At 54.9% G+C, this 18,026-nt stretch carries 14 protein-coding genes and 1 tRNA gene; 4 read left to right on the top strand and 11 right to left on the bottom strand.

Annotated features, from left to right (window positions below; translation table 11 throughout):
• Positions 1-77: 77 nt before the first annotated feature.
• The 4 genes from pssA to ilvB form a co-directional block, all read right to left on the bottom strand.
• A complete protein-coding gene (gene pssA / locus KOE80_RS11695; protein ID WP_026483198.1) occupies positions 78-845 on the bottom strand; it encodes a CDP-diacylglycerol--serine O-phosphatidyltransferase in 768 nt (255 codons plus the stop codon).
• A gap of 406 nt (positions 846-1,251) precedes the next feature.
• Entirely contained in the window at positions 1,252-2,268 is a 1,017-nt protein-coding gene (gene ilvC / locus KOE80_RS11690) for a ketol-acid reductoisomerase (RefSeq protein ID WP_009456705.1), read from the bottom strand.
• Between the two features lie 215 nt (positions 2,269-2,483).
• Entirely contained in the window at positions 2,484-2,975 is a 492-nt protein-coding gene (gene ilvN / locus KOE80_RS11685; protein WP_003801075.1) for an acetolactate synthase small subunit, read from the bottom strand.
• A gap of 10 nt (positions 2,976-2,985) precedes the next feature.
• Positions 2,986-4,707, bottom strand: coding sequence for a biosynthetic-type acetolactate synthase large subunit (ilvB, locus tag KOE80_RS11680; protein ID WP_203145603.1), 1,722 nt, complete (start codon positions 4,705-4,707; stop codon positions 2,986-2,988).
• Between the two features lie 440 nt (positions 4,708-5,147).
• Here ilvB and KOE80_RS11675 point away from each other — a divergent pair, with 440 nt between their 5' ends.
• Positions 5,148-7,433: an FUSC family protein gene (locus KOE80_RS11675; RefSeq protein ID WP_115633931.1), complete on the top strand. Its 2,286-nt coding sequence runs from the start codon at positions 5,148-5,150 to the stop codon at positions 7,431-7,433.
• A gap of 231 nt (positions 7,434-7,664) precedes the next feature.
• Here the strand turns inward: KOE80_RS11675 and yaaA are convergent, their stop codons facing one another.
• The 3 genes from yaaA to KOE80_RS11660 form a co-directional block, all read right to left on the bottom strand.
• Positions 7,665-8,450 (bottom strand): peroxide stress protein YaaA, encoded by a 786-nt coding sequence (yaaA, locus tag KOE80_RS11670; RefSeq protein ID WP_009456706.1) that lies wholly within the window; start codon positions 8,448-8,450, stop codon positions 7,665-7,667.
• A 79-nt stretch (positions 8,451-8,529) separates the two neighbouring features.
• Positions 8,530-9,312, bottom strand: coding sequence for a 3-hydroxybutyrate dehydrogenase (locus KOE80_RS11665; RefSeq protein ID WP_060186460.1), 783 nt, complete (start codon positions 9,310-9,312; stop codon positions 8,530-8,532).
• Between the two features lie 360 nt (positions 9,313-9,672).
• Positions 9,673-9,762 (bottom strand) — tRNA-Ser (locus KOE80_RS11660).
• 299 nt (positions 9,763-10,061) lie between these two features.
• On the opposite strand from KOE80_RS11660, the gene KOE80_RS11655 reads away from it, so the two are divergent.
• Both KOE80_RS11655 and KOE80_RS11650 read left to right on the top strand, forming a co-directional pair.
• Positions 10,062-10,472 carry a hypothetical protein gene (locus tag KOE80_RS11655; RefSeq protein ID WP_026483205.1) on the top strand — a complete coding sequence of 137 codons (411 nt, stop codon included), beginning with the start codon at positions 10,062-10,064 and terminating at the stop codon, positions 10,470-10,472.
• A gap of 176 nt (positions 10,473-10,648) precedes the next feature.
• A complete protein-coding gene (locus KOE80_RS11650) occupies positions 10,649-10,957 on the top strand; it encodes a hypothetical protein (RefSeq protein ID WP_026483206.1) in 309 nt (102 codons plus the stop codon).
• Between the two features lie 80 nt (positions 10,958-11,037).
• Here KOE80_RS11650 and serS read toward each other — a convergent pair whose 3' ends face one another.
• The 4 genes from serS to KOE80_RS11630 all read right to left on the bottom strand — a co-directional run bounded on the left by serS (position 11,038) and on the right by KOE80_RS11630 (position 16,955).
• Positions 11,038-12,384, bottom strand: a complete 1,347-nt coding sequence (serS, locus tag KOE80_RS11645) for a serine--tRNA ligase (protein ID WP_226349196.1) — start codon at positions 12,382-12,384, stop codon at positions 11,038-11,040.
• 141 nt (positions 12,385-12,525) lie between these two features.
• On the bottom strand, positions 12,526-13,839 hold the full coding sequence (locus tag KOE80_RS11640) for a replication-associated recombination protein A (RefSeq protein WP_226349195.1): 1,314 nt from the start codon (positions 13,837-13,839) through the stop codon (positions 12,526-12,528).
• 124 nt (positions 13,840-13,963) lie between these two features.
• Positions 13,964-14,590 carry an outer membrane lipoprotein chaperone LolA gene (lolA, locus tag KOE80_RS11635; protein ID WP_226349194.1) on the bottom strand — a complete coding sequence of 209 codons (627 nt, stop codon included), beginning with the start codon at positions 14,588-14,590 and terminating at the stop codon, positions 13,964-13,966.
• Entirely contained in the window at positions 14,580-16,955 is a 2,376-nt protein-coding gene (locus KOE80_RS11630; RefSeq protein ID WP_226349193.1) for a DNA translocase FtsK, read from the bottom strand. The genes lolA and KOE80_RS11630 overlap by 11 nt, the downstream gene beginning before the upstream one ends.
• A gap of 43 nt (positions 16,956-16,998) precedes the next feature.
• Between KOE80_RS11630 and trxB the strand changes: the two genes are divergently transcribed.
• The gene (gene trxB / locus KOE80_RS11625; protein ID WP_009456742.1) at positions 16,999-17,955 is read left to right on the top strand and encodes a thioredoxin-disulfide reductase; all 957 of its coding nucleotides are present in this window, start codon (positions 16,999-17,001) and stop codon (positions 17,953-17,955) included.
• Positions 17,956-18,026 lie beyond the last annotated feature (71 nt).

Here is an 18,026-nt window from a genome sequence, read left to right as displayed (position 1 = left end):
GCAAGCAAACAATTATAACGAAAAACCGGGCAAGGCGTTAAGCATTTCGGCCTGAAAGCCCGCCCAAGCCGGGTATTTTAGTTGTTTCCACGCCGAAGTCGCGCCAAGGCACGGGCACGACGCCAGCGCCAGGCCATGACGAACCAGCCCGACAAACCGTACAGGCAGAACAGCCCAAACAGGAAAACAGGTGGATCGGTAGATACAAACACAAAGACCAGCACGAAGAGCAGCATGGCCCAGAATGGCACGCTACGGCTGATCGCAAAGGACTTACCGCTGTAGAACGGCGCATTGGAGACCATGGCCAGGCCGGCATAAATGGTTAAACCAAAGGCAACCCAGGGAATCACATTCACTTGCAAGGACAGCTTGTTGTCCACCGCCAGCCAGACAAAGCCAGCGACCAGAGCAGCGGCCGCCGGGCTGGGCAAGCCCTGGAAAAAACGCTTGTCGACCACTTCAATATTGGTATTGAAGCGGGCCAGGCGCAGCGCACCACCGGCTACGTAAATAAAGGAAGCCAACCAGCCCCAGCGTCCCAGGCCCTGCATGGCCCAGACGTACATGACCAGCGCGGGCGCCGCACCAAAGGAAATCATGTCTGCCATGGAGTCGTATTGCTCACCAAAGGCGGACTGAGTATTAGTCAAACGAGCAACCCGCCCGTCCATACCATCAAACACCAGCGCCAGGAAAATGGCGATGGCTGCCGCCTCAAAGCGGCCATTCATGGCCTGCACAACAGCATAAAACCCCGCGAACAGATTGGCGGTCGTAAATGCGTTGGGCAGAAGATAGATGCTACGCCGACGACGGGTTTCATCATTGAGCAAATTGGGCATAATTTATGCTTTAAGAGTTGTTGCTAAGGACTGAACACTCGAATGTAGCATTGTCCCCAAGGCTACAGAGTGCAAATAATTCCAGCATATATAAGCCAGAGCGAACAAAAATGGCCAAGAGGCCTGCGGCCAGGGAGTTCATGGATAAACAGTAGATTTTATCGAACCCGCTTGCGCACCACCCCAACAGGGGCACGATGGTCAAACCAAGCACTGCATTTTATCGCGCCCTCACCAATACGGCTATAAGACGAGAACAAGGCGCTTCCATCCTTTTCTCAGCCCAAGTAGAGGCGGCACTGAAAGCCAAACTCTTGCAGCAATAAAAAACCGGCTGACGCCGCAAGACGTCAGCCGGTTCAGGCTCAAGACCAGGGCAGCCTATGAGGTTGCCCCGATATCAAACTTAGTTCTTGGACTTGTCGACCAGCTTGTTAGCGGCGATCCAAGGCATCATGGAGCGCAGCTTGCTACCCACTTGCTCGATCTGCGATTCGGCGTTGATACGACGACGCGAGATCAGGGTAGGAGCGCCTGCGGCGTTTTCCAGGATGAAGTTCTTGGCGTACACACCAGTCTGGATGTCTTCCAGACACTGACGCATGGCTTTGCGGGTTTCGTCGGTAACAATCTTCGGACCGGTCTCGTATTCGCCGTATTCGGCGTTGTTGGAGATCGAGTAGTTCATGTTGGCGATACCACCTTCGTAGATCAGGTCCACGATCAGCTTCAGTTCGTGCAAGCACTCGAAGTAAGCCATTTCAGGAGCGTAACCAGCCTCAACCAGCGTGTCGAAACCAGCCTTGATCAGCTCAACCGCACCACCGCACAGAACAGCCTGTTCACCGAACAAGTCGGTTTCGGTTTCTTCGCGGAAGTTAGTTTCGATGATACCGGCACGGCCACCGCCGTTAGCCGATGCGTAAGACAGAGCCACGTCGCGAGCAGCGCCGGTCTTGTCCTGGTAAACAGCGATCAGGTGAGGAACGCCGCCGCCTTGGCTGTAGGTGCCACGCACAGTGTGACCAGGAGCCTTGGGAGCAATCATGATGACGTCGATATCGTCACGTGGCACAACTTGGCCGTAGTGAACGTTAAAGCCGTGGGCAAATGCCAGAGCGGCGCCGGGCTTGATGTTTTCAGCAACCTGGTTGCGGTAAACCTCAGCAATGTTTTCGTCAGGCAACAAGATCATGACGACATCAGCGCTCTTGACGGCTTCAGCCACTTCCTGAACTTTCAGGCCAGCGTTCTCGGCTTTGCTCCAGGAGGCGCCGCCTTTGCGCAGACCAACAACCACGTTCACGCCGGACTCGTGCAGGTTCAGGGCGTGGGCGTGGCCTTGCGAGCCGTAACCGATGATGGCAACAGTCTTGCCTTTGATCAGGGAAAGATCACAATCCTTGTCGTAGAAAACTTTCATTTCAGGTGCTCCAAATTTAATAATTTCGCTTAAACAGCAATTCGAGAATGGCCGCTCATGCAGCAGCGGCACAAAAAGGACCTTGACTCATTACTTTCAGAACAGGGCCACCGCGGTCTACACAGCGTCAGGCCGTGTTTACCCTTTATAAGGAGCTACCTTGAAAAGCAGCTCCTTGAATAAAAGCGGTAATTATGTCCTGAAAAAGCCTTGGCTTACAGCTTTAAGACACGTTCGCCACGGCTGACACCAGAGACCCCGGTGCGCACTGTTTCAAGAATGGCCGTACGATCCAGCGCATTGATGAAAGCAGCAATTTTGTCTTGAACACCGGTCAATTCGATGGTGTATGTCTTGTCCGTAACATCAATGATGCGACCGCGGAAAATATCCGCCATGCGCTTCATCTCTTCACGTTCCTTGCCCACCGCCCGCACTTTGATCAGCATGAGTTCACGCTCGATGTGTGGGCCTTCGGACAGATCCACCACCTTGACCACGTCAACCAGACGGTTCAAGTGCTTGGTGATCTGCTCGATGACGTCGTCCGCCCCTCGGGTAACGATAGTCATGCGAGACAGGGTGTCGTCCTCGGTTGGAGCGACCGTCAAGGTCTCGATGTTATAGCCACGGGCCGAAAACAGACCGACCACACGGGACAGTGCGCCGGGCTCGTTTTCCAGAAGGATAGAAATGACGTGTTTCATGATTCTCTCCTTACAGATCGTCCGGGCCCAAGAGCATTTCTGTCAGGCCGCGGCCTGCTTTCACCATCGGGAACACGTTTTCGGTTTGGTCCGTGATGAAGTTCAGAAATACCAGGCGGTCTTTGTGCGTGGTGAAGGCTTCGCGAATAGCGGGGACCACATCGGCTGGCTTGTCGATCTCCAGACCCACATGACCATAGCTTTCCACCAGTTTGACAAAGTCAGGCAGTGCATCCACGTAGGACTCGGAATAACGCGAGCCGTAGTCGATTTGCTGCCACTGGCGCACCATGCCCAAATAACGATTGTTCAGGCAAAGAACCTTGGGGCTCAAGCGGTACTGTTTACACGTAGACAGTTCCTGGATGTTCATCTGAATGGAGCCTTCACCCGTGATGACGGCAACATCCTGGCCAGGGTTGGCCATTTGCACACCCATTGCGTAAGGCAAGCCCACGCCCATCGTGCCCAGGCCACCGGAATTGATCCAGCGACGAGGCTTATTGAATTTGTAGTACTGAGCCGCCCACATCTGGTGCTGACCCACGTCAGACGTCACGAAAGCGTTGCCGCCTGTCACTTCCCACAGGGATTCCACCACAAATTGCGGCTTGATCAGTTCATCCGACTTGGCGTAGGCCAAGGAGTTCTTGCCACGCCAGACATTGATCTGTTTCCACCAATCATTCAGGGAAGGCTGGTTCTGCGATTCCTGACGGCTTTGCGCATACAGCTCATTGAACTCGGTCAGCACGTCTTTGACACAGCCCACGATAGGCACATCAACTTTCACGCGCTTGGAAATTACCGAGGGATCAATATCAATATGAATGATCTTGCGTGGGTTCTGACCGAAGTGGCGGGTATTACCAATCACTCGATCATCAAACCGTGCACCCACTGCGATCAGAACGTCGCAATGCTGCATGGTCATATTGGCTTCGTAAGTACCGTGCATGCCGGGCATGCCGATGTACTGATCCGCCGTACCTGGATAGGCACCCAGACCCATCAAGGTAGTCGTGCAAGGAGCACCGCTTAACTTGACCAGCTCATTGAGTTCGCTGTCAGCATTACCCAGCACCACACCACCACCAACATAAATCAGCGGGCGCTCGGCGCTATTGAGAATCTGGACGGCTTTCTTGATCTGCCCCTGATGGCCTTTGGTCACAGGTGCGTAGGAACGCATCTTGACCTCGCCACGCTTGGGCGTGTATTTGCACGTTGCGGTCGTAATATCTTTGGGGATATCAATCAGCACAGGACCGGGACGGCCCGTCGTGGCAATAAAAAATGCCTTGCGAATGGTATCGGCCAAATCACGAACATCGCGCACCAGGAAGTTGTGCTTGACGCAAGGACGGGTGATACCGATGGCATCACACTCCTGGAAAGCATCTTCACCAATTGCCTGGGTGCTGACCTGTCCACTGATGATGACCATCGGAATGGAGTCCAGGTAAGCGGTCGCAATACCGGTGACGGCATTGGTGACGCCCGGGCCACTGGTTACCAGTGCCACGCCAACTTTTTGGGACGAACGGGAATAGGCATCCGCAGCATGAACAGCGGCCTGTTCATGACGCACAAGAATGTGCTGGAAGCGGTCCTGCTTGAAGATTGCGTCGTAGATATAGAGAACGGCACCACCCGGATAACCGAAAACGTGTTCCACGCCTTCGTCCGCGAGCGTGCGCACCACAATATCTGCGCCATTTAATTCAGACATGAGTTTTCCTTTCAGTCTTGCTCTGCAATATCGACTGACCACGACGGTCCGAGCTTGAACCGATGTCAGCAACATGATCTGGCGCTTCATGGCCCACAGGACCACACCACCCAGACACATTACCGTCCGGCCTGCACTCTTCGACACCCAGTGCGTGCATACAAAAACGTATGCGTTAGCTTGAAACGGAAGTCCTGGCATCCCACGCTTGTGACGCGGCCAGCAACAAAGTTTTTAGGCGCAAAAAACCGGGCGGATGGCCCGGTTAACAGTGCCTCGCTACAATTTGCTCGGATAAGGAGCAAAAACACCTGGTTACTTTACCTTGACTGCACAAAGCGAGCAACTGTGATTGTTGGTAAAGTGCAAAAAAACAGGCTTAAAGCTTGCATACGTAAAACGATATACTGTCTACCTATGACGAGCTGTCCGGGTATTTTATGGCATCGCCCATCCCACAATTAAAACAATTCCTGTATAGCCACTATTTTTTCGGCGGACTGCGCCAGTCCATCGGTGTGCTGTTGCCGGTCATTATTTTGGGCCGCTTCTTTGGTCACTATGACATTGGCGTCATTGCGTCCATGGGTGCCACCTGCGTTGCCATCATTGACCAACCCGGCGGCCCACGCCGCTATCGCAACAATGAAATGCTGGGCGGTATTGCGCTGGGCACGGTCACCGTTGGCCTGACAGGTCTGGCCTCCAGCTCTCCCCTGCTGCTGGTCCTGTGCGTACCGTTTCTGTGCTTTCTGTACAGCATGTTCTCCGTCTTTGGTCGTCGCGGCGGGCTGATCGGCTTTGCCGCCCTGCTGCTGATGACCTTGACGATGCGCTTTCCCATGCAGCCTCACGAGGTATTGGCGCACACGCTGTATTCCTTTGCCGGTGGTCTGTCCTATTACCTGTTCAGCACCTTGTTCAGGCGGCTGTTCTGGTATCGGGAGGAGCGTCAGACGCTGGCCGTCGCCCTGTTTGCCACGGCTGAATACATGGAGGCGCGCTCGCAGTTCTATGACTCCACCTCGGATCTGGACGCCTGCTATAGACGGCTGATCAATCTTCAATCCAATATGACCGAAAAGCACCAGGCCGCCCGCGACGTGGTACTGCGTGAATTGCCGCGCGGTTATGGACGAGGCGATCACCACCGCAAGGCACTGCTGACAATCTTCTTGAATATGGTCAGCATTCTGGACTCGCTGGTCGCGACCTATACCGACTACACCGTCCTGCGCCGTCAGCTTTCCGACAGCGATTTCATGGTTTTTGCGCGTGATGGCTTGCACAAGCTTTCGTTGGATATTGGCCGCATTGCCATGAATGTTTCACGAAGCGCTCGCACCACCCGTCGCTCCAGCGTCAAAGCGGAAATCCGCGCCATGGAATACGAGCTGGAGAAGTACAAACGCCAGGGCATGTCGCAAACAGACCCGGAAACCTACGCCCTGCTAGTCCAGGTCTTGCGCCGACTGCGTAACCTGAACCGCATTGTGGACAGCATGGCAAGCCTGTCGCATCGTGCCAGCCAGAATCTGCCAGTCGATCAATACCTGAATAAATCGCTAAGCCGCATGCTCTCGCGTGAAGAACTGCGTTTGGGCATGCTCAGCAGCAATATGAAGCTGAAGTCCTCGCACTTCCGCTATGCGGCACGTGTCAGCATTGCGTCCATGGTGGCCCTGGGAGTTGGCGCACTCAGCGCCCATTTCCAAAGCGAACTGGGCCTGGTCAGCGCCCTGACAGCACACAGTTACTGGATCATCCTGACGATTCTGGTCATTATGAAGCCAGGCTTTGCCATCACACGCCAACGCAATGGCTGGCGCCTTTTTGGCACGGTACTGGGCTGCGGGGCGGCCTTCCTGCTCCTGAAGCTAACGGACAACCGCGAGCTGTATCTGATCGCCATGTTGCTGGCCTACCTGCTGGGTAACAGCCTGGTTCAACTGAACTTCCTGCTATCGGCCCTGTTCAACACAATCTTTGTGATTTTGTCCTTCCAATTCCTGTCCACGGGCGGCTCCTTCATTATTGGAGAACGTCTGGTGGATACGCTGATTGGTTGCGGTATTGCCATGGCCGCCAGTTATTTGCTCCCCAACTGGGAATCCAGCGCCATGACAGGCCTGGCCCGAGCAGCCTTGGCCGCCAACAAAGAGTTCTGGCGTGCAGGGCTGGAATTCGCTCGCTTGAGCCGCCTGCATAACCAGATCCTTAAAAGCGGTCAGGAAGGCGAACCCACTATGACAGAGGCCCAGAAAAACCAGGTGGATCTGGACTTGATGGAAGCCGACACCGCCTGGCAAGTGGCAAACAAGAACGTACATATTGCCTTCAGCAACTTTGCCTCGGCCTTTTATCGCATGATGGATGAACCAGTTAGCCGACAAGCCAATGTATCCCTGCTGAATAACCTGCTGATTCAGAACCACGTACTGGCCTCGCAGATCAGCGCCGCTGCCCCGCTTCTGGCTAATTTGAGTCAGATTCCGCCAGGCATCCAGAACTCCCTGGATGCCATTGGCGCACTGATTAACGACCAGGATGCCGACCCGCCTGCTTCCATCGAAACCGACGGTGAGCTGGCCATGCTGGCCTACCCTATCCGTCAGATGGTCAAGGCCGCCCAACTGATACGTCAGGATATGAGAGGCCTGGAATACAGCGCTGGCCCGCAACTGCCGCCTGAGCGCAAGCAGGAACTGAAACAGCAAGGGGCCTGATGGCCATGCCATGTCCTGTATACATGTGGAGCTCGTTGTCGGGACCAAATAAACAAGAACTCAAAGCACAAAGCAAAAGAGCATAGGGTGCCAAGCCCTCCTCAGTTCGCAGGACCAAAAATAAAAAGGCAAGGCGCAAATACATGGCCTTGCCTTTCCTTTTTTACCTGCAAGACCGCAGATCAGCTAAAGAGCTGTTCTTACGGCGCAAGCAACAACGCTAACTACTTATCAAGCCTTGGCATCCTGCTCGGAGCGACGGAACACCAGCTTGTCCTCGCTGGAGAGCTCAGGCTGGAATACATACCCCTCGCGATCAAACGCCTTCAAGCCTTCCACTGTTTGCACACGCTTGTCGATGACAAAGCGGGCCATCAAACCACGGGCTTTCTTGGCGTAGAAACTGATAATCTTCCAGACACCGTTTTTCTCGTCCTGGAAAACGCACTGAACCACACGGGCACGCAAGGCTTTTTGATCGACTGCCTTGAAATACTCTTCAGAGGCCAAGTTCAAGACAACGGGCTTGGCTTCGCCTTCCTGACGCTCGTTCAAATAATTGGCAATCCGGCTGCCCCAGTAAGCGTACAAATTGGCACCTTCGGGATTCTTCAAGCGAGTGCCCATTTCCAGACGGTAAGGACGCATCAAATCCAAAGGACGCAAAGCACCGTACAAACCGCTAAGAATCACAATGTGGTCCTGCGCCCACTTCAGCTCCTTGTCCGACAAATCCGTTGCAGCCATGCCCTCATACACATCACCATTAAAAGCCAGAATGGCCTGACGGGCATTGGAGCGGTCAAACTTGGGCTCCCACTCCTGGTAACGCTGGACATTCAAGCGCGCCAGGTCGTCGCTCAGCTTCATCAAGCCGGCAATATCCTCTTCGGACTGAGTGCGCAAAATATCAATCAAGCCTTGCGCCTGCTCCACAAACAGAGGCTGGGTTTCCAGCTGCGTGCGTACAGGGGAATCGTAATCCAGCTTTTTCGCTGGCGATAGCAATAACAACATGCGCCTATATCCTTTCTATCCAAACAGATAAAGGGCCATGCCCTTTATCTGCCATCTACAAAACACGCTTTGACAGCAATTAGCGAGCCGTCCAGCCACCATCCAGACTTAGCGTCGTACCCGTCATTTGGTCTGCGGCGGCAGACGACAGGAACACAGCAGCACCGCCCAATTGTTCAGGAGTCACAAACTGCAGGGAAGGTTGTTTCTCAGCCAGCAGCTCGCGTGCGGCAGCTTCAATATCAATCCCTTTTTGCTGGCTGATAGCTTCGATCTGCTTTTCCACCAAGGGAGTGCGTACCCAGCCCGGGCAGATTGCGTTGCACGTAATACCCTTGCCAGCATTTTCCAGTGCGGTCACTTTGGTCAGACCCACGACACCATGCTTGGCAGCCACATAAGCCGATTTATTTACCGATGCCACCAGACCATGTGCCGAGGCGATATTGATAATGCGCCCCCAACCCTGCTTTTGCATGATGGGCAAGGCAGCCGCTGTGCCGTGGAAGACGGCTGACAGGTTCAAGGCAATGATGGCGTTCCATTTGTCGACAGGGAACTCTTCGATAGGCGCGGTGTACTGAATACCAGCATTATTGACCAGAATATCCAAACCGCCTAAGGCCTCTGCCGCCTTGGCAATAAAGTCACGCGTGGCCTGTGCGTCGCTCAAATCAGCATTCAGATAATAGGCTTTGACACCAAACTTGGACTCCAGCGTGCTGCGCTCGCGCTCGATATCTTCAGGTTGACCAAAACCATTGATCACCACATCTGCACCGGCTTTCGCCAACTCGGTGGCCATGGCCAGACCGATACCACTGGTCGATCCTGTTACGACCGCTTTTTTACCTTTCAGCATAGATACCTCGTGAGTATGGACAACAGAGAACTGAAACCCCAAGTGTACTCGCCGGCCTGCACTGCCGGGAAATGCAATGGGCTCGTTTTGTCCGGAATCATCAAGGCTTGCAAAACAAGACCAAACACCATCGGACCACGTACTAGCGCATTACCCCCTAGAACTTCGGCCTGCGCGGGGAAAAATCGGCCATACACAATGTTGCGGATGAGTTTTCCGAACATCGGCCGCGACTGACACTTTTACCTTAAGGTTCTTATGTGACAAAACGGCAAATAAACCATGCTGAGAGAGCAGGATGATCAAACCAGCAGAAAATAAAAAAGCCCTTGAATAATCAAGGGCTTTCAAAATTCCAGGTGGCGGACAGGGTGGGATTCGAACCCACGGTACGCTTGCACGTACGCCTGATTTCGAGTCAGGTACATTCGACCACTCTGCCACCTGTCCGCGATTGCTTATATGGTTACAAGCAAGCCCATAAATATAGATCAAAGAACACTCTTTGACAAGCACTAAAGAGACATAGCACTTGCGTCAAAGAGCGGAGTTTCCTGATAAGACCAGCCGCTCAAACCAAAGAGCTCTTTTCAATCAAGGGTTTACCCTCTGTTTTGGCCTAATTCACTTGTTCACCCTGAGCCGCAGGCCTATATTGGAAACACACATTGATGCATCGCAGCCCTGCCTCTCCAAGGCAGTCCTTGTAATTCCGGCGCAACTTGCTGGACTTGATAAAAGGAATTGTCATGCAAACCTTCCAATGGATTATCGACGCCAACGGCGACGGCATATACAGCCTGAATGAGGTTCTCCAGACTCTGCGCTGGGCTTTTCGGATACCAGGCAGCCTGGTAGTTGAAACCTTGGGTTCCATCCCGGTTCTGTCTGATCTACTGCGTATCCAGGCTTCAGAAGCGACAGGCTACGCTTCTTTGCGAGGCGGACTGGTCAATATCCTGTCGTTATTCTTCTGGGCCGCACTCTGTCTCTGGTTTCTGGAAGTCAACTCCAAGCCACGTGCAGAGCCTGCGCAACGCAACGTACGCCATGCGCCACACTTGAACAAGCAACTGGATTCTGTGCACGGTCGGCAGCTACACGCGAACTACAACCGGCGCCCTGTCCGCCATCGTCAGGTTGAACGCCATACCTTCTAGATGCACTCATGCCATCCTGCCGAAAAAGGAGAAACATGTGTTAAGAAAGGTAAACCCCTGGCACAGCGCATACGAGCCGTGTTGCGTTTGGAAGTGCTTTGCCAGGATTACCTAACGTTTGGACTACAGGTTTTAGGCAACAATCGCTGCAGCTAGTGTCATTAGAGGTGCAGCTTATGAAAAAATTACTATTAGCCGGTTTAATGGCCTTGAGCACCAGCGCCGCCTCTGCGGGCGGTGTAAATGTCGATATCAATGTCGGTATTCCGGGTATCGGTTACGGGCCGATCTACTACCCACCCGCTCATGTTGTGGAACGCCCGGTTTATGTCGCCCCACCCCCAGTGGTTTACCACCCGCCACGTTACGTCTATCGTCCCGGCTACGTGGAATATGGTCGCTCCAACAAGGAATGGCGCAAGGAGCAGCGACGCGCTCACAAGCGCTGGCGCAAACAGCAGGAGCGGTACTGGGATGATGACTAATCCATCACTACGGAACCATGAATGAAAAAGGGCTGAGGACCACAAAGGTCATCAGCCCTTTTGCTATTCAAGCAGAGGCGTTACTTCGCAGGCACCAGACGTTCCAGTCCGCCCATATAAGGACGCAGAACCTTGGGCACAATCACGCTGCCATCTTCTTGCTGGTGGTTTTCCAACACAGCCACCAAGGCGCGGCCTACGGCCAGGCCAGAGCCGTTCAGCGTATGCACAAACTCCGGACGTGCCTTGCTGTCGGCGCGGAAACGCGCCTGCAGACGACGAGCCTGGAAAGCCTCGCAGTTCGACACCGAGGAGATCTCGCGGAATGTGTCCTGGGCAGGCAACCACACTTCCAGATCGTAGGTTTTGGCAGCAGAAAAGCCCATATCGCCAGTGCACAGTTGCACTACACGGTATGGCAGTTCCAGCGCTTGCAGAACGTGCTCGGCGTGGCCAACCATAGACTCCAGCGCTTCGTAGGATTGCTCGGGGTGAACAATCTGCACCATTTCAACTTTGTCGAACTGGTGCTGACGGATCACACCGCGTGTATCACGGCCACCACTACCCGCTTCCGAACGGAAACAAGGCGAGTGAGCCGTCAAGCGCATCGGCAAGGCGTCACCAGCCAGAATCTCGTCACGCACCATACCGGTCAGGCTGATCTCGGAGGTGGAGATCAGGTACAGGTCTTCAGGTTTGGACTCTGCGGGATCAGTGGACTCGTTCTCTTGGCCACCTTTGGTGACCCAGAACATATCGTCCTTGAACTTGGGCAATTGGCCGGTGCCATACAGCGTGGACGCGTTCACGATGTAGGGGGTGTAGCACTCGGTATAGCCGTGCTCTTCCACTTGGGTATCCAGCATGAACTGGGCCAGAGCACGGTGCAAGCGAGCCAGAGGACCACGCAAAACCATGAAACGGGCGCCAGCCAGCTTGCGAGCGGCTTCAAAATCCAGACCAAACTGCTCACCCAGATCCACGTGATCACGCGGCTCAAAGGTGATGTGCGCAGGCTTGCCCTGATCATCTTTAGGACCGGGGATCCAGCGACGTACTTCGACGTTGTCTTCTTCGGATTCGCCTACCGGCACGCTTTCGTGCGGCAGGTTAGGAATCGTGGCGAACCAGGAGGCCAGCTCGGCCTGCACTTGGGACAAGTCCTGCTCCAGCTGCTTCAGGCGCACCGGAATTTGCTGGGATTGAGCCAATGCTTCGCTGGCGTCTTCGCCCTTGGACTTGAGCTGGCCGATGCGTTTGGCCAATGCATTGCGCTCGGCCTGCAGGGTTTCGGTTTCCACCTGTACCGCTTTGCGGCGGGCTTCCAGCTGCTGGAAACGCTCGGTGTCAAATTGCACGCCACGTTTCGCCAGGCCCTGTACCAGCGGCTCCAAGTCTTTGCGTAATTGGTTCAGATCTAACATTTAATAGCCATATAGGTGATGGTTCAATCCCGATTGATCTGGTGATTTTAACCACAAGCCACCACAAGCGCAGCACAGCGCAAGCAGTACTGAGGTATCGGGAAATACGGGGGTGACAGGTCAGGCAACGCCTGTCCTGTCTTAGGTGTCTTTTTTACCGGCCTGCTCATCCAGCTGACGCAGGCGCTCCATTTTTTCAGCAATCTTGATTTCCAGACCACGAGGCACAGGCTGATACCAGTGGGGATCGGGAATGCCGTCCGGCAAGTAGGTCTCACCCGCCACATAGGCATTAGGCTCGTCATGCGCATAGCGATACGCATGACCGTGGCCCAGCTCTTTCATCAGCTTGGTCGGCGCGTTGCGCAAATGCACTGGCACTTCGCGGCTTTTATCCTGCTTCACAAAGGCGCGGGCCTGGTTGTATGCCATATAACCGGCATTGCTCTTGGCTGCGATCGCCAGATAAATCACGGCCTGCCCCAGCGCCAGCTCTCCCTCGGGACTGCCCAGGCGCTCGAAGGTCAAGGCAGCATCGTTGGCAATTTGCATGGCGCGCGGATCGGCCAGACCGATATCTTCCCAAGCCATACGTATGATACGGCGCGACAAATAACGGGCATCTGCTCCGCCGTCCAGCATCCGGGTCAGCCAATACAAGGCAGCGTCCGGGTTGGAACCACGTACCGACTTATGCAAAGCAGAAATCTGGTCGTAGAAGTTGTCGCCCCCCTTGTCAAAACGCCGGGAGTTCAGGGTCAGCGCATTTTGCAGGAAGTCTGTCGTGACCAGCTCAGTGCCGGAAGTCTTGGCGGCCGTATTGGTCTGCTCCAGCAGGTTCAAAAAGCGTCGGGCATCGCCGTCGGCATAACCGATCAAGGTGTCGACGGCTTGATCCTCAAACTCCAGGCCATCCAGGGCATTTTGTTCCTGTACACGGCGTAGCAGGAGTTTGAGCTCATCATCCGTCAGGGACTTGAGCACATAGACTTGCGCCCGCGACAGCAAGGCCGAATTAACCTCGAAGGACGGGTTTTCCGTGGTGGCACCAATAAAGGTCACCAAGCCGCTTTCAGCATAAGGGAGCAGCGCGTCTTGCTGAGACTTGTTAAAGCGGTGTATCTCGTCCACAAACAGGATGGTGTGCTTGCCCATGGCCAGATTCTGCTGGGCCTGCTCCATGGCGGCTCGGATATCTTTCACGCCTGAAAAGACGGCGGACAAGGCGATGAACTCGCATTCGAATGCACTGGCCGTCAAACGTGCCAGCGTGGTTTTACCCACGCCGGGAGGCCCCCAGAAAATCATGGAGTGTGGTTTGCCGGACTGAAAAGCCAAACGTAGTGGCTTGCCCTCGCCCAGCAGGTGCGACTGCCCTACCACCTGATCCAGAGTTTTGGGGCGTAGTGCTTCGGCTAAGGGTGCGGCGGGTTCCTGAGCGAACAAATCACGCATGGCGATCGCCCTTCCTAAAATGGCAAGACCTGGCCAAGCGGACCAGGTCTGTATTGAAAACTTGTTTTGTCAGAGCCAGCTAAGTGCTGACCCTGACGATAGCTGCACAAAAACAGAATGTGCATCAAGGCATGGAGACGACATCCACTCCGGCAGGAGCCTTGAACGTGAAGGTACCCAAGGTAATCCGAGGGTTCGGTTCCAAGCCGGTGAAGTCGATATACGTGGTTTGCCCGAACGAGTCCTGCAATTCCAGACGACGTGGCTCACGATCCTTGAAGCCGATGTCTACGTAGGAAAAGCCGGCATCGCTTTGCAAAGGCGTGGCTCGGATCCACTCCAATCCATCCCGTGCATCTTGCTCAACCAGACGGAAGGAGTCTTCCAGATTGCCAGTACCAAACAAGATCGCAGCAGGCGAAGCGCCGATGGACTGGTCCACACCACGCTCGGTGACCTGAGCCAGATCCGGGTCGTATTGATAAAGCAGCTTGCCGTCAGACACGATCAACTGTTCATAAGGGCGTTGCACATGCCATTTGAACTGACCCGGGCGCTGAAACACGAACTGCCCGGATTGCGGCGCGCCTTTGGACTGGCCGTTGCTATCGACCGTACGCTGGGAAAACTCGCCCTTTGCAGCGCGCACATCTTGCACAAAAGAGCGCAATTGCTCGCTGGCCGAAGCGGCCATGGTCAAGGCAGGTGTACCGGCCAGCAGCATGCTGGCCAGCAGTGTCTTAATCTTCATCTTTGGCACCTCCTGCGGGGACCAGAATTTCACGGTTACCGTTGGGCTGCATGGCCGATACCAAACCGGCCTGCTCCATTTGTTCCAGCAGTCGGGCTGCCCGGTTATAACCGATACGCAAATGACGCTGCACAGAGGAAATCGAAGCGCGACGATTCTTAATAATGACTTGAACAGCCTGGTCGTAAAGCGGGTCTGCTTCAGCGTCTGCCATGCCGGTCGCCGGGTTGACGCCGTCACCCGACTCACCTTCGACCGCACCTTCCAGCAGGCCTTCGATGTAATCGGGCTCGCCGTGTTCTTTCAGGTGCTCAACCACGCGGTGAACTTCCTCGTCGCTGACAAAAGCGCCGTGCACTCGTTTAGGCAAGCCTGTACCGGGAGGCAGATAGAGCATATCGCCCATGCCCAGCAAGGTTTCTGCCCCCATCTGATCCAGAATGGTGCGCGAGTCGATCTTGGAGGACACCTGGAAAGCGATACGTGTCGGAATGTTTGCCTTGATCAGACCCGTAATTACGTCCACGCTAGGGCGCTGAGTAGCCAAAATCAGGTGAATACCAGCCGCACGGGCCTTCTGGGCCAAACGAGCAATCAACTCTTCGATCTTCTTGCCCTGCACCATCATCAAGTCTGCCAGCTCGTCAATAATGACGACAATCATGGGCAGAACAGACAACGGCTCGGGAGCGTCCGGCGTCAAAGAGAAAGGGTTGGGGATAGGCTCTTCACGCTTTTGCGCTTCGCGTATCTTGGCGTTGTAACCGGCCAGATTGCGCACGCCCAGCTTGCTCATCAAGCGGTAGCGTTTTTCCATTTCAGCCACACACCAGTTCAAGGCGTTGGAGGCCAGACGCATATCCGTGACCACCGGTGCCAGCAAATGAGGAATGCCTTCATAGACACTCATTTCCAGCATCTTGGGGTCGATCAGGATCAGGCGCACGTCTGCCGGGTCTGCCTTGTACAGCAGCGACAGAATCATGGCGTTAATCCCCACGGACTTACCGGAGCCGGTTGTACCGGCCACCAGCAAGTGAGGCATCTTGGCCAGATCCGCTACCACGGGTTTACCGGCAATATCCTTGCCCAAAGCCATGGTCAGCAAAGAGGCGCTGCTGTGATAGGTTTGCGAGCCTACGATTTCCTCCAGACGCACCATTTGGCGGCGAGGGTTGGGCAGTTCCAGGCCCATCAGGTTTTTTCCGGGAATGGTTTCCACCACCCGGATGCTGACCAGACTCAAGGCGCGGGCCAGGTCTTTGGCCAGATTCACGATCTGGCTACCCTTCACGCCCGTGGCAGGCTCAATCTCGTAGCGCGTAATGACCGGCCCCGCCTGGGCGGTCACTACCGTCACCGCAACACCGAAGTCCGACAATTTCTTTTCAATCAGGCGCGAGGTGAACTCAATGGTTTCCGGCGACACCGTTTCTACATTGTCAGAGGCGGGGTCCAGCAGGGACAGCGGAGGCAAATCGCCCGCTTCGCCAGCCTGACGAGGCGCCTTGAACAAAGTCTGCTGCTTTTCTTTCTCGACGCGCTCCGATTTGGGCACAGCCACAAAAGCAGGTTCGATACGCACAGGCTGTTCGTGTACCAGTTGCTCCTGCTTGGCGACCACGCTTTCCGTACGCTCGGCACGTTTGACCTCGCCCACGCGACGATCTTGACGGGCCGACCACAAAGTCATCACACGGCGAATCGCCCCTTCGATGAAGCCGCCCAGACGTTCTGCCAACGTCAGCCATGAAAAACCGAAAAACAAACTGGCCCCACCGGCGAGCAGGCCCATCAGCACCAGAGAGGCTCCACCAAAGCCTATCGAAGTTACTAATAGTTGCGATAATAATTGGCCTAACTGCCCACCAGCCCCCGCAGGGAGCTGCCATTGCTGGCCCAGGTCTTTAAAAAACAGCGATTCCAGGCCCATGCTGCCCAGAAACAAAAAGAAAAAGCCTATGCCAATTTCCCAGCGCACCCGAGGCAGAACATCCTCGTTTTTTGTGCTGGGCAAGAGCAAAGCAGTCAGACGGTAAAAGCCCACGGCCACGCGCTGCACCAGCAGCACCACCCAAAGCCAGGCCGTCAGACCAAATAGAAACAGGAGGAAATCGGCGATGTGAGCACCAAAGATGCCCCCGCCGTTTTGAGTCAGACCCGAGTGCACGGAATGCGACCAGCCGGGATCGCCCGGATCCCAGGTTGCCAGTACCAGGCCCAGCCAGGCTGCCAGAGCAGCGAAGATAATCCACCGTGCTTCGCGCAGCAGTCCTGTCAGGCGCTGTTGCAGGGCTGAAGGCCCATTACGCACATTTTTGGATGACCGGGACGAACGAGGGGATGTTGCAGGTATTCTTGCCATGGACTCATTATAATTGGAGATCGTCTTTTTCGGATTTTCTGTGATGTCGACTACTAAGCACGCAAAAGTACTCATTCTGGGCTCAGGCCCGGCCGGCTATACCGCAGCGATCTACGCAGCCCGCGCCAACCTCAACCCCGTCTTGGTCACTGGCATGGAGCAAGGTGGCCAACTGATGACCACCACGGATGTAGATAACTGGCCAGCCGATGCCCAAGGCGTCCAGGGACCTGATCTTATGGCACGTTTCCAGGCTCATGCGGAACGATTCGAAACAGAATTAATCTTTGACATGGTGTCCTCGGTTGATCTGTCCACCCGTCCCCTGACCCTGAATGGTGATAGTGGCACAGTCTACACCTGCGATTCGCTGATTATTGCGACAGGCGCCTCGGCCCAATACCTGGGCCTGCCAACCGAGCAGGAATTCATGGGCCGTGGCGTGTCCGGTTGCGCAACATGTGATGGTTTCTTCTACAAGAACCAGGACGTGGTCGTGGTCGGTGGTGGCAATACCGCCGTGGAAGAAGCCCTGTACCTGTCCAATATTTGCAAGACCGTGACCTTGATTCACCGTCGCGATACCTTCCGTTCCGAACCCATCCTGACCGACAAGCTGATGGACCGCGTCCAGAATGGCAATATCCAGCTGAAACTGCACAGCGAACTGCAAGAAGTGCTGGGTGACGCTTCGGGCGTGACAGGTGTGCGCATCATCAACAACCAGACCCAGGCCACTGAAGACCTGGCTGTGACTGGTGCCTTTATCGCCATCGGCCACAAGCCCAACACCGGGATCTTTGAAGGCAAGCTGGAAATGCACGACGGCTACATCACGACTCGCAGCGGTCTGAAAGGCATGGCCACCATGACTTCCGTTCCTGGCGTCTTTGCTGCGGGCGATGTGCAAGACAATATCTATCGTCAGGCCATTACCAGTGCAGCCAGCGGTTGCATGGCCGCCCTGGACGCACAGCGCTGGTTGGATGAAAACAAATAAGCCCAAAGCCGTAGGGCGTAGTCTGGCAGACCTGAAGAAGTTACAAGGTCAGGTCCGCCAGGATCTCAATC

The organism is Alcaligenes sp. 13f (assembly GCF_020496585.1).
In the GTDB taxonomy this organism is placed as follows: Bacteria; Pseudomonadota; Gammaproteobacteria; order Burkholderiales; family Burkholderiaceae_B; genus Alcaligenes; species Alcaligenes phenolicus.
The sequence above is the reverse complement of the archived record's forward strand: the minus strand, read 5'-3'. Positions and strand labels throughout refer to the sequence as shown.